This window comes from Ensifer sp. Root31, assembly GCF_001424825.1.
Classification (GTDB): Bacteria; Pseudomonadota; Alphaproteobacteria; order Rhizobiales; family Rhizobiaceae; genus Ensifer; species Ensifer canadensis.
On sequence record NZ_LMCO01000001.1, the window covers coordinates 292,613 to 307,837 of the forward strand.

Consider the following 15,225-nt stretch of genomic DNA (forward strand, 5'->3'; position numbering starts at 1 on the left):
ATAGGGGTGCGCTATGCCGCAGCCATGGCCCTGCCCCCGAGATAGCGCGGGTCGGACGATTTCGCTATGGTGCCGGAAAAATTGGTTCAGGTGGAGTTCTTCGTATGACGGATCAGCGGGTATCGGCCAATGGCGGAATGGAAACCTCCTTCGGTTTCCGCAACGTCGGTACGGGCGAAAAGCAGCCGCTCGTCAACGACGTCTTCCATAAGGTGGCCAAGCGCTACGACATCATGAACGACGTGATGTCGGCCGGGCTGCACCGCGCCTGGAAGGATGCGATGATTGCCGCGCTCAATCCGCCGCGCCGCGAGGGCTACAGGACGCTCGACGTCGCCGGCGGCACCGGCGACATCGCCTTCCGCATCATCGAAGCCTCCGACCGCAAGGCGCATTCGACGGTTCTCGACATCAACGGCTCGATGCTCGCCGTCGGCGCGGAACGGGCGGAAAAGAAGAAGCTTTCGGCCAATCTCGATTTTGTCGAGGCCAATGCTGAGGAACTGCCGTTCGACGCGAATTCCTTCGACGCCTATACGATCGCCTTCGGCATCCGCAACGTCCCGCGTATCGATGTCGCGCTCAAAGAAGCCTATCGTGTGTTGAAGCGCGGCGGGCGACTGCTGGTGCTCGAATTCTCCGAAGTGGAGATGCCGCTTCTCGACCGTTTCTACGATGCATGGTCGTTCAACGCGATCCCGAAATTCGGCAAGCTGATCACCGGCGACGAAGCGCCCTATCAGTATCTGGTGGAATCGATCCGCAAGTTCCCGAACCAGCGCGATTTTGCCGCCATGATCAAGGAGGCGGGCTTCTCGCGCGTCTCCTTCACCAATTACACCGGCGGCATCGCAGCGCTGCATTCCGGCTGGAAAATCTGATCTTATGAGCACAGCTGGAGCATATGTCCGCCTCGTGCGGATCGGCTGGGTTCTCGTGCGCGAAGGCGTCGTCTCGGCGGTCCCGACCGAACACCTGCCGCCCTTTGCCCGTTTCGCCCAGAAGGCAGCCGGGCTTTTCGCCCGCCGCAAGGTGCTAGGCGAGGAGCGCAGCGACCGGCTGTCGCGCGCCGTTGCACGCCTCGGCCCCTCCTATGTGAAAATCGGCCAGTTCCTGGCAACCCGCCCCGACGTCGTCGGCGCGGAATTTGCCGCTGACCTGTCGCTGCTGCAGGACCAGATGGCGACCTTTCCGCAAAGCGAAGCCAAGGCCGCGATCGAGGGATCGCTCGGCCGCAAGGTCGAAGACCTCTACGCCGAATTTTCCCTGCCGATGGCGGCCGCCTCGATCGCCCAGGTTCATCCGGCCATCGTCATGCGCGACGGCCGGCCCGACAAGGTTGCCGTCAAGGTCATCCGCCCCGGCATCCGCCAGCGTTTTGCCTCCGATATCGAGGCGATGTATCTCGTCAGCCACATGCAGGAGCGTTTCCTGCCCTATACGCGGCGGCTGAAACCGGTCGAGGTCACCAAGACGCTAGAGCAGACGACCAAGATCGAAATGGATCTTCGGTTGGAAGCAGCCGCCCTTTCCGAACTCGGCGAGAACACCAAGGAAGATTCCGGCTTTCGCGTACCGAAGGTCGATTGGGAACGCACCGGCCGCGACGTCGTCACCATGGAATGGATCGACGGCGTCAAGATGTCGGATATCGACGGGCTGAAGGCGGCGGGCCACGATCTCGACGCGCTGGGCGACACCCTGATCCAGTCCTTTCTCCGCCACACATTGCGCGACGGCTTCTTCCACGCCGACATGCATCAGGGCAACCTGTTCGTCGACGATGCCGGCCATATCGTCGCCGTCGACATGGGCATCGTCGGCCGTCTCGGCAAGAAGGAACGCCGCTTCCTCGCCGAGATCCTGTTCGGCTTCATCACCCGCGACTACCAGCGCGTCGCCGACGTGCATTTCGAGGCAGGCTACGTGCCGTCGCATCATGATGCCGCGAGCTTCGCCCAGGCGATCCGCGCCATTGGCGAGCCGATCCACGGCCAGCCGGCCGAGACCATCTCGATGGCAAAGCTGCTGACGCTTCTGTTCGAGGTGACCGAGCTCTTCGACATGCAGACACGGCCGGAACTGGTCATGCTGCAGAAGACCATGGTCGTCGTCGAGGGCGTCGCGCGCACGCTCAATCCGCGTTTCAACATGTGGAAAGCATCCGAGCCTGTGGTCGGCAAGTGGATCCGCGACAATCTCGGACCGAAGCGCATCGTCACCGACCTGCGCGACGGCCTGCACGCGGCCCTTCGTCTGGCCGAAGCAGCACCGGAAATCGCCGCCCGCACGGAAAAATTCTCCAGCGAGATCATGGCCATGAGCGAAAACGGCCTACGGTTCGACGCCGAGACGGCGCATGCCATCGGCAAGGCCGAGGCACGCCACACGCGCTCCGGCCGCCTGGCGCTGTGGCTGATTGCCGCCACGCTCGTCTATATCGCCTGGCAGGTGACCTGAGCGCCACCGGCAATCCGGTCGCCGAACCGGCTTGCAATTCCACTGCCGCTTGTTATCGTTCCGACATGGACAATCGTTCGATGATCGCAATGGTGCTTTGCACGCATATCCAGGGGTGTGCGGGAGACCACGTGCGTTAAACGGACTGTCCCCCGACCAACCCTGCCGAGGCGAGCAGGGTTTGGTCCTGTTTCCTCGGTGCCAGCGAGCTGATGAGGAAACAATGACCGAAGCCACCCCCTCCCCGACACTCAGGATTCGAGCGGCGCGCGTCGTCGACTGGGAAGCGATCGCCGCACTTATGAGCCAGCCGGGCATCCGCTCCGGCACGCTCAGACTGCCCTATTCGACACCGGAGCAGACGCGCAAGTGGATGGAGGGCCTGTCGGAGGACAACACTGTGATCGTGGCCGAGCGCGACGGCCGCATCGTCGGCATGGCCGGTCTGCACCGCAATAAGGGGCGCCGGCATCACTCCGCCGTGCTCGGCATCAGCGTCGATGACAACCACCGCGGCGAAGGCATCGGTAAGACACTTCTTACATCTCTGATCGATGCTGCCGATAACTGGCTTGGGATCAGCCGCATCGAGCTGACCGTCTTTACCGACAACGAAGCGGCAATCGCGCTTTATCGCAAGACCGGCTTCGAACCCGAAGGCACGCACAGGGCCTATGCTCTGCGCAATGGCGTGCTGGCCGACGTGCTGGCGATGGCGCGCATTCGCGCCTGATCGCGGCCGGACCATGCGTCCGGGTGGTGAGGAAGAGGTGGCAGGGCTTTCGGTTCTGCCGCCGGCTGCAACCATGTTCCATCCGGAACTGCGAATAAGCAGACGACATGCGATCTTCTCCCCATGGATGACGGGAGTTCATCCCTGGAGGAGAGAACACCATGCGCAAGATCATCATCGCCGCGGCCGTCGCAATCACCGCAGCCGTTTCCTTTGCCGCGCCGTCACAGGCTGGCGGTGTGACGATCGGCTTCAGCAACGGCGCCTACGGCCATGGCTGGAGCGGCCAGATCGGCTATGTCGACGGCTATTACGGTGGCTACTACGACGAGTATCGCCCCTATTGCTTCATCAAGAAAGTCAGGCGCTACGATCACTACGGCAATGTCTACTACGAGCGTATCCGCATCTGCCGTTAATAATAGCAAGGGGCGAGGGACACGAGGCCCGGCCGGTTTCCGGCCGGGCTTTTCGACGTCTGGCGCTCATCACCTTCATCCGAATTGCCGGTTCCCATCCGCTTACCCCATTGACGCCGCGTCGCTGCCGGGCTCCAAAAGCAGCAACGCAAATCGCATGGGAAGGTAGACCGTCATGGATCTCGGCATCACAGGCAAGAAGGCGCTCGTGCTCGGCGGCAGCAAGGGGCTTGGACGCGGCATCGCCGAAGCACTCGCGGCTGAAGGCGTTGCCGTCGCGGTGACCGGTCGCGACGCAACTACGGCCGAAAAGGTCGCAGCAGAGCTCAGTTCGAGCGCCCGCGGTTTTGCGCTCGATCTTTCCAAGCCCGAAAGCCTCGACGCGCTGCTCGATCGGCTCGCCGCCGATTTCGGCGCGATCGACATTCTCATCCTGAATGGCGGCGGGCCGCCGCCGTCGCTTGCGTCCACCATCGAGCCGGAGTTCTGGCGGACGCAGTTCGAGACCATGGTGCTCGCCGGCATGCGCATCACCGGCCGGGTTCTGCCCGGCATGAGGGAGCGCGGTTTCGGCCGCATCATTGCCGTCGCTTCGACCAGCATCCGCGAGCCGATCCCGGGCCTGACCGCCTCCAACGCGCTTCGAAGCGCTGTTGCCGGCTGGCTGAAGACGCTGGCCGGCGAAGTCGCCGCCGACGGCGTGACCGTCAACATGCTGTTGCCGGGGCGGCTTGCGACCGACCGCACCTTGGGCTTCGACCGCATGGACGCCGAGAACGAAGGCGTCGATATCGCCACGGTTGCCGCGCGCAGCCAGGCGGATATTCCAATCGGCCGCTATGGAACGCCGGCGGAATTCGGCGCTGCCGCCGCATTTCTCGCGGGCCGGCCCGCGGCCTATGTCACGGGCGTGGCACTTCCCGTCGACGGCGGTCTCAGCCGATCGATGCTCTGAGTTGCCGCGTCTGTCCGCCCTGCCCCTCCCTTGAAAATACAAGCGACCGGCTCAAGGCGGTCATTTATTATTGCATCGTGCGTCAGACATGGCGTTCAGAAGCTTCAATTTCGCAGGTGAACTTCACCGCAAATTGATGCTGGTTTCAGGGGTTATGCAGTAAAACCTGCAGCCGGGCGCCGTTTGCCCGGCTGACCATACGACTGGCTAAACGACTGGAATGACCCCCATGAACTCACCATCGACCGGGTGGCTGCTCGGGATTGCACTCTTCGCCTCAGCCCTTCTTCCCGCCGCTGCAGGAGCCGCCATGCTTGAAAAGGAAATGATTGCCGCAGCTTCGGCCGGCAACGCCGCCGAACTGCGCGAATTGATCAAGCGCGGAGCAACGCTCGACGCGCGTGACGCAAGCGGCGCGACCGCTCTGCTCGTCGCCACACACGAAAACCGCATCGACGCTGCCCGCGCGCTCATCGAAGCCGGCGCGGATGTCAATGCGAAGGACAAGATCGAGGACAGTCCCTACCTCTATGCTGGCGCGCGCGGCCATCTCGAAATCCTGAAGCTGACGCTTGCCAACGGCGCCGACCTCAAAAGCACCAACCGTTACGGCGGCACGGCGCTGATCCCTGCGGCAGAACGCGGCCACGTCGAAACGGTGAAGACGCTGATCGAGGCGGGCGTCGATGTCGATCACGTCAACCGGCTGGGCTGGACGGCGCTGATCGAAGCCATCATTCTCGGCACCGGCGGCGAAAAGCATACGGAGATCGTGCGATTGCTGATCGACGCGGGCGCGAACGTCAATCTTGCCGATGGCGAGGGCGTGAGCCCATTGAGCCACGCCCGGCAGCGCGGCTATGGCCGGATTGAAAAGCTGCTTACCGCCGCCGGCGCCCGTTGAAATCGGAGGGGACATGAAGCAGGAAAGACGCTTTCTCGGCGAGGCTGTCGCCCTTGCCCGCGCCAATGTCGAAAAAGGTGGCCGTCCCTTCGGCGCGGTTGCCGTTCGCAACGGCGAGGTTATCGCCAGCGGCGTCAACGAGATGCTTGAAACCGGCGATCCGACATCGCATGCCGAGATGAATGCCCTTCGCCTGGCGGCAAAGCGCCTCGGGTCTCCCCGTCTTGAAGGCGTTGCGATCTATGCCAGCGGCCAACCCTGCCCGATGTGCATTGCGGCCATGCGCATGGCCGGCATCACCGAGATCGCCTACGCCCACTCGAATGCCGACGCCGAACCCTACGGGCTGTCGACGGCGGCAGTCTATGCCGAACTGGCAAAACCCCTTGGCGAACAGTCGATGCGCTTTCGCCATGTGCCGGTCGACGATAACGACCTGGCACCGCTCTATGCGGAATGGCAGCATCGTCAAAAAGAGGGCTGACAAGCGGCCGGCACCGGTCAAGCCCAGCCACAGCTTGGGCAGCCCCCTGCGGCGGCCACTGCCAGCGCCGGCCGGTGGTGCCTCCGACGGGCGGACGGGCACGGCAAAGGCAGTGAGGCGCCGGAACAACCCGCCTGCTCACGCCGACCGACGGTGTCTCGACAACCAGAGCCCTTGCCGAACACACGCGGCGAGTGTAATCGCGAAGGTGAGATTGCCCTCTCCTCCCTGCCGCCCAGCGTTCCTCGGAGAACGTCGGCGGCCCAGCCCGCGGGTGCTGCGATGAATGCCTTTTCCGAACGCACGGGCCGCCTGGTGGCGCTGCTTCTCATCGCCGGCTCCGGCGTGGTGACGATCGCCAAGGGCATGAGCCTGACCTTCCTCGCGATCCGCCTGCAGCGGGATTTTGGCCTTACCCCGGCAGGTATCGGCGTCCTGATTGGCGCGGGCCCCCTGCTCGGCGCGATCATCAGCCCGTTTGCCGGCAGCCTGTCCGATCGCATCGGCCGAACGGGTGTGCTGACCATAGCGCTCTTCATGGCCGGACTGGCGCTGGCGGGGCTCGGGCTGGCGCACTCGATCGCCGCCTTCGCGCTGGCGCATATCGTCTCTGCGGTTGCCGCCGCCGTCTATGAACCGGTTTCGCGCGCATTGATGAGCGATGCCGCGCCAGCGCATCTGCGCCTGCGGGTATTCTCCTGGCGCTATCTGGCGATCAATGCCGGCTGGGCCGTCGGGCCGTTGATCGGCGTCTGGGTCGGCGCTGCCTATTCGACCCTATTCATCATTGCCGGCATCATGCATGCGGCCTTCGGCCTCGTGCTGTTCTTCACCGTGCCGGAAGCGAGCAACAGACGGGCGGTCGAGACGGGACCGGGGTCCAACACCACGGGCGGCTGGCGCGGGCTTGTCGCTGCCTTGCGCGACCGCCGACTGATCTTCTTCGTCATCGGCGGCACCCTGCTTTTGGCCGTTCATGGTCAATGGTCGGTGACATTGTCGCAATATCTCAACACCGGCTTCGAGGATGGCGTCACCCTGTTCGCGCTGTTGGTTTCGACCAACGCAGCAACGGTGCTCGTCGCCAGCACGCCCGCCCGCTTCGTCATTGAAAGGATCGGCGCGCTCAAGGCGCTGTCGCTCGGCTGCCTGCTGTTCCTGCTTGGTGAAATCGGCTTTGCAGCCTCGTCCGGCGTCGAAATGCTGGTCGCCTCGATGATCCTCTTCACCATCGGCGAGGTGCTCGTCGTGCCCTCGGAATATGTGCTGGTCGACGGCAGGATGCCGGCAATCGCGGCACCTATTTCGGCGCCCATTCACTGTCCACCGTCGGCAATTTCCTTGGGCCGCTCATCGGCGGCCTTGCACTCGGCGCAAGCGGCGGCGCCGGCATGTTCCTGCTGTTCGCGCTGCTTTCAGCGGCAAGCGCGCTCCTGTTTGCAATCGGCCATTCCATGCCGCCGCCCCGCCCGCAGGCGGCACGCACCGATGCGCTCGATGGCAGCGCCGTCGGCCGAGATCTCATGCGCTTCGGTCAATTCGCCTAGGGCCGGAGGCAGCATTGCCCCACGCAGGGGTGGTATTCGTGTTCACAATCATCATGCTTGGGCTCATCGATCGCCTCCCTGGTGCGACACGAGATCGCCGCAGGGCAGCGCTGCCGCCGCTTTTTCTTGCCAACCGGAAGCGCTACCATCGCCTCGTCTGCGTGATCACCGTCACCATTTCGTCACTGGCACAGCCTAAGCACCGCGTCGAAACAGGAGTGAATACAAGATCATGACCACCGCCACCGAACAAACCGTCCTCAAGCGATCGATCGCCGCCACCATCGTCGTCGGCGCGACAGGCGTGCTGTTCGGCCTGTTGTCCGGATCGGTGTCGATCGTGTTCGACGGGGTGTTTTCCGTCGTCGACGCCGCCATGACGCTGCTGGCGCTGGGAGTGACGCGGCTGATCCCACGGGAAAGCAGCCGCTTTCAAATGGGCTTCTGGCATATCGAGCCGATGGTCCTGCTGTTAAACGCCGGCCTACTCACGACGCTCTCCTTCTACGCCCTTATCAACGCCGTCGACTCGCTGCTGTCGGGCGGCCGCGAACTCGCCTTCGACTGGGCGATCGCCTATGCCGCCGTCGTCGTCGTCATCTGCATCGTGATGTTCATCTACGGGCGGCGGGCGAACCGCACGATCGGCTCGGAATTCCTGGCGTTGGATGTGCGTGCCTGGGCGATGTCGGGCACGATTACCGCAGCCCTGCTTGTTGCTTTCGTGGTCGCCGCGATGCTGAAGGGCACCGCCTATGAAGACTGGACGCCCTATGCCGACCCGGCAATTCTGGTGGTTCTGACACTTTGCCTGATCCCGCTTCCGCTGAAGACCGTCTATGCCGCGCTGAAGGAAATCTTCCTAGTCGCCCCGGCGGAACTGGACGAGAAAGTGCGCGAGGCAGCGCGCAATGCCGCCAGCCGCCACGGCTTTGCCGATTATCGCACATACGTCGCCAAGGTCGGCAGGGCCCGGCTGATCGAGATCTACCTGATCGGATCGGCCGAAACCCGGGTGGATACGCTTGCGAGCCTCGATGCGATCCGCGCCGAGATCGGCGCGGAAATCGGCGAGGCCGGGCGCGATCGCTGGCTGACGATCGCCTTTACCGGCGACGTGAAATGGGCGCAGTAGCGCCCACTGCCGGCGTGCCGCCCGAAATCATCCGCCTTTAACGAACGTTCGAGCGACGACCTGCCGACGGGGTCGTCAGATCGATCCGGCGCGTTATGCCGATCGCCTCCAGAAACGCCTCGTCGTGGCTGACGACGATGAGCGCCCCGTCGAAAGCCCGCAGTCCCGCCTCCACCGTCTCGATGGAATCGATATCGAGATGGTTGGTCGGCTCGTCGAGAATCAGGAGATCAGGCGGGCTCTCGCCGCCAAGCACGCAGGCGAGCCCCGCACGCAGCATCTGCCCGCCACTCAGGCTGGAGACGCGCTGCAGTGCCGCGTCGGCGCGGAACATGAACCGCGCGAGCGCCGCCCGACAGGCGTTTTCGCCGGCGCCGGGATGGAGCCGGCGGAAGTTGTCGCGGATCGACACCTGCGGATCGAGCAGGCTCACCTGTTGATCCAGAATGGCAAAGTCCGTCAGAACCCGAACCTGACCCGACCAGGGAGCAAGCTTGCCTGACATCAGCGACAGAAACGTCGTCTTGCCTGAACCGTTGCGGCCGGTGATCGCCACCCGCTCCGGCCCGGCAATCGTCAGCGACAGATTGGCGAGCACCGGACGGTCCGGGATATAACCGGCGCTGACATCATCGACCTGAAGAACGGCACGGCCGGGCGGCAGCCCGGTCGAAGGCAGCCGGACCGAAAACGGCTGGAGGGTCTCGATGCGTTCGCGGGCGGCGGCAAGATCGCCGAGCGCCTGATCGCGTCGCCGCTCGGAAAGCCGCGCGTTGTCGCCCGCCGTCTTTTCGCTGCGCTCCTTCTTCGCATCGAGCAGCAGAAGCGGCTCGTCACCTTTGGCGCGCTTTCTGCGGCCGGCGCTATCCTTTCGGGCCTTGCGCTCCGCGAGCTCCTGCGTCTTGCGGTCGACCTCCGCAAGGCGTCGTTCCGCGTCGGCAAGATCGTGCCGGGCCGATGCGAGTTCGATCGCCTTGCGCTCGCGATAGTGGCTCCAGTTGCCGCCGTAGCTGGTGGCGCCGAGAGAGGTGAGTTCGACGATCACATCCATCGTGTCGAGAAGCTCGCGATCGTGGCTCACGACGATGGCGCCGCCACGCCAGTTCGCCATCAGCTCGATCACTGCCTCGCGCCCGGCGCGGTCGAGATTGTTGGTGGGTTCGTCGAGCAGGATGAAATCGGGATCGGCAAAGACCAATGCCGCCAGCTTGGCACGGGTCAGCTGCCCGCCGGATAGCGATGAGAGCGGCGTCTGCGCTTCTGCCTCCAGCCCGAGGCGAGCGAGCGCTGCGGCCAGTCGCGCCTCCAGCGTCCAGTCGGCAATCGACAGCTCGTCGATGCTGGCGGTGCCTTCCTCCGCTCGGCGTAGAAGCGCCAGCGCATCGGCAATGCCGAAGAGGTCGGCGACGCTCTCCTGTTCGGCGACCTGCACCGTCTGGCGCAGGATGCCGAGGCTGCCGTCGACCGAGACTGTGCCGGCCTGCGGCTGGAGTGTTCCCGCAATCAGCTTCAGCAGCGTGCTTTTGCCGACGCCATTGCGCCCGACAAGGCCAGAGCGCGCCGGGCCGAACGTCAGGCTCAGGTCGGAAAAGAGGCTGCGGCCGTCAGGCGTTGACCAGGTGAGATGGGAGAGCGAGATCGAAACAGGCATGGATACGGATTTCCCTGATGGCAAAAAGAGTGGGCTTTGCTGTCAGGTGGAAATCCATCGATGCGTGTATCCTGTGGTAATTTCTATCGATGCAAAGATAACATCGATCGTGTTTTCTTCAAGGCAAGGATGCCATAGCCGCTCGCCGCGAACCGTGAGCACTTGGTCGCCGCTCAGTCTGGAAACATCCTTGGCGCCCGTGCAACCGGCATTCTGCTTGCTTTGAAGCCAGATCCGGCCGCGTTCGGCACTGATCGATTGGAGATGGTGTTGGAACACAGTGTGGGCGGCACACGAGCGTGGTCGCCCGGTCTGGAGCAGATGGTGCCGCCTTTGGACGATTACCAGACGAGACCGTTCAGCGTGATCAGCGCGATCACCAGCAGGGACAGGATGAGCGACATCTTGATTGCGGCAAGCGCGTAGTCATAGCGGCGAATATGCATTGCAAAGGTATGAAGCATGGCATTCTCCCTGGCGTCGAAATGCCCGACGGCCGTTGGGGCCGGGCCACGCGATCGCCTGCGTGTCATCTTATGAGGTGCGGGAGGCCCGCGCGGAAATCTGGAGCGGCATCCGCGACGCGTTTTGGCTGCTGAGGACGGCAGATCCGAAGGTCGACAGCTATTGGACCAGGGGCAGCCGACTTTCGACACGGCTGTGGTGCAAGTCCATGAGTCGGGCCAGGATTGCCTCGCCCTCTTCGCGATCAAGCGCCGGGTATCGCACCCGGACGGCATCCCGAAAAACATCGGCAACCATCGGGAATTCCTCGGGAAGGATCGGTCGCCCACGAAATCCGTCGATGGGGTGCATCACGCGATCTCCTCAGTTGGGGCGAAAGCGTAACGATCTCTCAGCCACCGACGCCCGTTCGATCGGTCGATGATGGATGCACTATGCGCCTTCGGCAGTGAGATACCAAGGGATATTCGCCGCTAGAAAGGGAACGCGGCCAGGCGCGCCATCTGGATCGGGTGATCTGCTGCCGGCGCGCAAGGATCGCCGAACGCCCCTCCAGGCGTGCGCCGCCACGGCTGCAATTGTGGCGTTCGGCCAGACACGTTGCGCCCGATGAAACGCTCAAGTAGGGTCGCTGCAACCGCGTCCCTCCGCCGGCGAAGCCGTCGAAAGGGATGCTGTTGAACACCATGGCTGAACCGGAAAGAACTCCGGTTAAGAAGGCGGCCGCAAGGCTGGGACGCAATGACACTGTCGGGCAAACGCATTCTCCTGATCATCTCCGGCGGCATTGCGGCCTATAAGAGCCTGGACCTTATCCGCCGGCTGCGCGAGCGCGGCGCCAGCGTCCGGCCAGTCATGACATCAGGTGCGCAACAGTTCGTGACACCGCTTGCCGTCGGCGCGCTTTCCGCCTCGCATGTCTATCTCGAGCTGTTTTCGCGCGAGGACGAACAGGATGTCGGCCATATCCGGCTGGCGCGCGAATGCGATCTGATCGTCGTCGCCCCTGTTACCGCCGACCTGATGGCGAAGATGGCGAACGGTCATGCCGACGATCTCGCCTCGACCATCCTGCTGGCCACCGACCGTCCGGTGCTGGTCGCGCCGGCGATGAACCCGAAGATGTGGGCGCACCCGGCAACCCGGCGCAACCGCGCGACGCTCGCCGCCGACGGCATCCATTTCATCGGCCCTGAAGCCGGCGAAATGGCGGAGAGCGGCGAGGCCGGAGAAGGACGGATGAGCGAGCCGCTGGCGATCGTCGCTGCCGTCGAAAACCTGCTTGCAGGCGGCGCGAAGCCACTTGCCGGACGCAAGGCGGTCGTCACATCCGGCCCGACGCATGAGCCGATCGACCCGGTGCGCTACATCGCCAACCGCTCGTCGGGCAAGCAGGGCCACGCCATTGCCGCGGCGCTCGCCAGGCTCGGCGCGGATGTGACGCTGGTGTCCGGCCCTGTGACGATCCCCGATCCCACAGGTGTCAACGTGATCCATGTCGAGCGCGCCGAGGAAATGCGCGATGCAGTGCTTGCCGCCCTTCCCGCCGACGTTGCGGTGATGGTCGCGGCCGTTGCCGACTGGCGGGTGGCAAGTGCGGCCGGCAACAAGATCAAGAAGAAGCCGGGCGAAGCGCCGCCACCGCTTCAATTGGCCGAGAACCCGGACATCCTCAAGACGGTCGGCCACCATGCAAACCGGCCGAAGCTGGTCGTCGGCTTTGCCGCCGAGACGGAGAACGTCGCCGACAACGGCCGCTCGAAGCTCGAGCGCAAGGGTGCCGATTACATTCTCGCCAACGACGTCTCGCCGGCAACCGGCATCATGGGTGGCGATCGCAACCGGGTGAAGCTGATCTCGGCCGACGGCAACGACGACTGGCCGGAGATGGACAAGGAAGCGGTTGCCGAAAAATTGGCGGCGCTGATTGCGGCTGAGCTGGAGCGAAGAGAACAGGGTTGATCAATCGCCGTACCTGGCCAAAAAGCCCCTCACCCTAACCCTCTCCCCGCAGGCGGGGCGAGGGAACGTGCCCTGTGTGGATGAAGCATCCGCAGCAAAAGGAACGCGCGAGTGCGGCGTATCCCTTCTCCCCGTGAAAACGGGGAGAAGGTGGCGGCAGCCGAATGAGGGGCCGCTCACTGCCCACCGATATGCTGAAAGCCTCAGGCCGAACGGTGCTTGCGTACCGGCGCGCCCTGCGTCGAGAACAGCCTGACATCGACGCCGTTTTCGCCGACGATCACGGCCGTGCCGTCAGGAATTTCGACCCAGGCGCCGTCGTCGTCGTTGAGCGGTTCGGAGACAAGACAGTAACCGCCGCTCGGGCCCATGGGTGCTGCGTAGAGCGTCGGCGCCTTCCAGTCGGAGGCATAGCGCACCGCATAAAGATCGTTGCCGTCAGAGAAGGCGGCGGTGAAGCGCACCAGAACCTGGCGCTCCAGATGTTCGGCAAGCTGTTCGATGAAGGCCAGCGCTTCGGCGATCGCGCCGAGCGGATTGTGGTCGAGACCAAACTGCATGGCGAGCAGGAACAGGAGTTCGGAATCCGTCGTGCCGGTGCGGGCCGAATAGAGGTCGTTGTCGAGCATGCTCTCCATCGGCCGGCGCAGATGTTCGAAGTCGCCGATCTGGCCGTTGTGCATAAAGGACCAGCGCCCGAAGACGAAGGGATGGCAGTTGTCGCGCCGGGTGCCGCCACCGGTCGACGCCCGCACATGGGCGAGGAACAGCGGCGAGCGGATCTGGCGGGCAATGCTCTTCAGATTGCAGTCGGACCAGGCGGGGAGAATGTCGCGGTAGCGCCCAGGTTCCGGATGGTCGCCGTACCAGGCAATGCCGAAGCCGTCGCCGTTGGTCGCCGTCTTTGCCCGCGTGGCGCAATGGGACTGCTCGATCAGCGAGTGCGCCGGAGAGGTCACCAGTTCCTCGAGATAGAGCGGCTCCCCGCGATAGGCTGCCCAGCGGCACATGCTGAAATCACTCCGGTTTCGCACCGTTCATACGGATGCGATTCGTTAACCATGAGCGATGTTCCGACGAAACATGGTAAAAATGCGTTAACAAATTCATCCAGGCTCTGCCGGGACCGTATTCTCGGCCACCCGATCGCGCTGTCTCGACAGAAACATCAACCAAGGCGCCTCCATAGACCTCCAATATATTTTCGAACAAATATTCCATGTTGACAAATCTTGCACATTTCATTTCATTCCGAGCCACGACACGGTCGTTGACCCCGGAGGAATGGCATGAGCAGCAAGAAGAAACTGGGTGTGGGCCTGATTGGCACGGGCTTCATGGGCAAGGCGCATGCGCTCGGCTTTACCATCGCCGCGCGGGTGTTCGATCTGCCCTTCGAGCTTGACCTGGTTTCGGTTGCCGATGTGACCACCGAAAGCGCGGAAAACGCCCGCCGGCGTCTCGGCTTTCGCAAGGCGACGGCGGACTGGCGCGAACTTTTGACCGACCCCGACATCGACATCATCGACATTACCACGCCGAACCTTCTGCACAAGGAGATGGCGTTGGCGGCCATTGCCCATGGCAAACATGTCTATTGCGAAAAGCCGCTGGCGCCGATGGTCACTGACTGTGCCGAAATGGTCGCGGCTGCGGAAAAGGCCGGCGTCACGACCCAGGTCGGTTTCAACTACCTGAAAAACCCGCTGATCTTCCTCGCCAAGGACATCATCGAGAGCGGCGAGATCGGCGAGATCCGCTCCATGCGCGGCGTCCATGCCGAAGACTTCATGGCCGATGCCTCGGTGCCGTGGGGCTGGCGGCTGAACCCGGCCAGCGGCGGCGGCGCGCTTGCCGATATCGGCAGCCACATCATCGCCTCCATGCGTCACCTCGTCGGGCCGATCAAATCGGTGCTTGCCGAAACCATCATCCAGATCCCTGAGCGCCCCGTCTCTGCCGGCGCCAGCGAGATGCGCGCCGTCGAGGTCGACGACATCACCCGCGCCTTCGTGCGCTTCGAAAACGGCGCGACCGGCAGCTTCGAGGCCAACTGGATCGCCACCGGCCGCAAGATGCAGCACGATTTCGAGATCTACGGCTCCAAGGGCAGCATCGTCTTCACGCAGGAGCGCCTGAACGAGATCCGCGTCTACTCCACCGGCGACGATATTCGCAGCCGCGGCTTCCGCACCATCTGGGCCGGGCCCGAGCATCCGCCCTACGGCGCCTTCTGCGTGGCACCCGGCCACCAGATCGGCTTCAATGATCTGAAGGCCATCGAGGTGAACGAGTTCCTTGAGGCGATCGCCAAGGGCAAACCGCCATCGACCGATTTCCGCGAGGGTTATGAGGTGCAGAAGGTGCTCTCGGCCACCTATCAATCGGCAAAGACCAACGAATGGGTCCAGATCGGCTGACGAAAAGTCGGAATGGAAAAGGCGGCAAAAAATGGAATGCCTGTTCTATCCCAGCCGCCGCTATTCGATTAGTGTGAGGTCACTAGAGAA

14 protein-coding genes are annotated in these 15,225 nt (G+C 63.5%); 11 read left to right on the top strand and 3 right to left on the bottom strand.

Annotated features, from left to right (window positions below):
* The first annotated feature begins 104 nt into the window (after positions 1-104).
* From ubiE to ASD00_RS01420, 9 genes are all read left to right on the top strand, one after another.
* Positions 105-881, top strand: coding sequence for a bifunctional demethylmenaquinone methyltransferase/2-methoxy-6-polyprenyl-1,4-benzoquinol methylase UbiE (gene ubiE, locus ASD00_RS01380; protein ID WP_025425658.1), 777 nt, complete (start codon positions 105-107; stop codon positions 879-881).
* A 4-nt stretch (positions 882-885) separates the two neighbouring features.
* Complete coding sequence (gene ubiB / locus ASD00_RS01385; RefSeq protein ID WP_025425657.1) at positions 886-2,460, top strand: 2-polyprenylphenol 6-hydroxylase; 1,575 nt, start codon at positions 886-888, stop codon at positions 2,458-2,460.
* Between the two features lie 223 nt (positions 2,461-2,683).
* On the top strand, positions 2,684-3,193 hold the full coding sequence (locus ASD00_RS01390) for a GNAT family N-acetyltransferase (protein ID WP_025425656.1): 510 nt from the start codon (positions 2,684-2,686) through the stop codon (positions 3,191-3,193).
* Between the two features lie 161 nt (positions 3,194-3,354).
* Entirely contained in the window at positions 3,355-3,612 is a 258-nt protein-coding gene (locus ASD00_RS01395; protein ID WP_025425655.1) for a hypothetical protein, read from the top strand.
* Positions 3,613-3,787: 175 nt separating this feature from the next.
* Positions 3,788-4,567 (top strand): SDR family oxidoreductase, encoded by a 780-nt coding sequence (locus tag ASD00_RS01400; protein ID WP_025425654.1) that lies wholly within the window; start codon positions 3,788-3,790, stop codon positions 4,565-4,567.
* Between the two features lie 310 nt (positions 4,568-4,877).
* Positions 4,878-5,471, top strand: coding sequence for an ankyrin repeat domain-containing protein (locus ASD00_RS01405; RefSeq protein WP_025425653.1), 594 nt, complete (start codon positions 4,878-4,880; stop codon positions 5,469-5,471).
* A gap of 13 nt (positions 5,472-5,484) precedes the next feature.
* Positions 5,485-5,955, top strand: a complete 471-nt coding sequence (locus ASD00_RS01410; protein ID WP_025425652.1) for a nucleoside deaminase — start codon at positions 5,485-5,487, stop codon at positions 5,953-5,955.
* 282 nt (positions 5,956-6,237) lie between these two features.
* The gene (locus tag ASD00_RS01415; RefSeq protein WP_057204302.1) at positions 6,238-7,701 is read left to right on the top strand and encodes an MFS transporter; all 1,464 of its coding nucleotides are present in this window, start codon (positions 6,238-6,240) and stop codon (positions 7,699-7,701) included.
* A gap of 33 nt (positions 7,702-7,734) precedes the next feature.
* Complete coding sequence (locus ASD00_RS01420) at positions 7,735-8,637, top strand: cation transporter (protein WP_025425651.1); 903 nt, start codon at positions 7,735-7,737, stop codon at positions 8,635-8,637.
* 37 nt (positions 8,638-8,674) lie between these two features.
* On the opposite strand, the gene ASD00_RS01425 is transcribed toward ASD00_RS01420, so the two are convergent.
* Together ASD00_RS01425 and ASD00_RS42220 are read right to left on the bottom strand one after the other, a co-directional pair.
* Positions 8,675-10,288: an ABC-F family ATP-binding cassette domain-containing protein gene (locus ASD00_RS01425; protein WP_057204303.1), complete on the bottom strand. Its 1,614-nt coding sequence runs from the start codon at positions 10,286-10,288 to the stop codon at positions 8,675-8,677.
* A 341-nt stretch (positions 10,289-10,629) separates the two neighbouring features.
* Positions 10,630-10,752, bottom strand: a complete 123-nt coding sequence (locus ASD00_RS42220; RefSeq protein WP_255569781.1) for a hypothetical protein — start codon at positions 10,750-10,752, stop codon at positions 10,630-10,632.
* 742 nt (positions 10,753-11,494) lie between these two features.
* Here ASD00_RS42220 and coaBC point away from each other — a divergent pair.
* Positions 11,495-12,715: a bifunctional phosphopantothenoylcysteine decarboxylase/phosphopantothenate--cysteine ligase CoaBC gene (gene coaBC, locus ASD00_RS01440; protein ID WP_025425647.1), complete on the top strand. Its 1,221-nt coding sequence runs from the start codon at positions 11,495-11,497 to the stop codon at positions 12,713-12,715.
* 203 nt (positions 12,716-12,918) lie between these two features.
* Here the strand turns inward: coaBC and ASD00_RS01445 are convergent, their stop codons facing one another.
* The gene (locus ASD00_RS01445; protein WP_025425646.1) at positions 12,919-13,725 is read right to left on the bottom strand and encodes a class II glutamine amidotransferase; all 807 of its coding nucleotides are present in this window, start codon (positions 13,723-13,725) and stop codon (positions 12,919-12,921) included.
* 279 nt (positions 13,726-14,004) lie between these two features.
* Here ASD00_RS01445 and ASD00_RS01450 point away from each other — a divergent pair, with 279 nt between their 5' ends.
* Positions 14,005-15,135 (top strand): Gfo/Idh/MocA family oxidoreductase, encoded by a 1,131-nt coding sequence (locus ASD00_RS01450; protein ID WP_025425645.1) that lies wholly within the window; start codon positions 14,005-14,007, stop codon positions 15,133-15,135.
* Positions 15,136-15,225 lie beyond the last annotated feature (90 nt).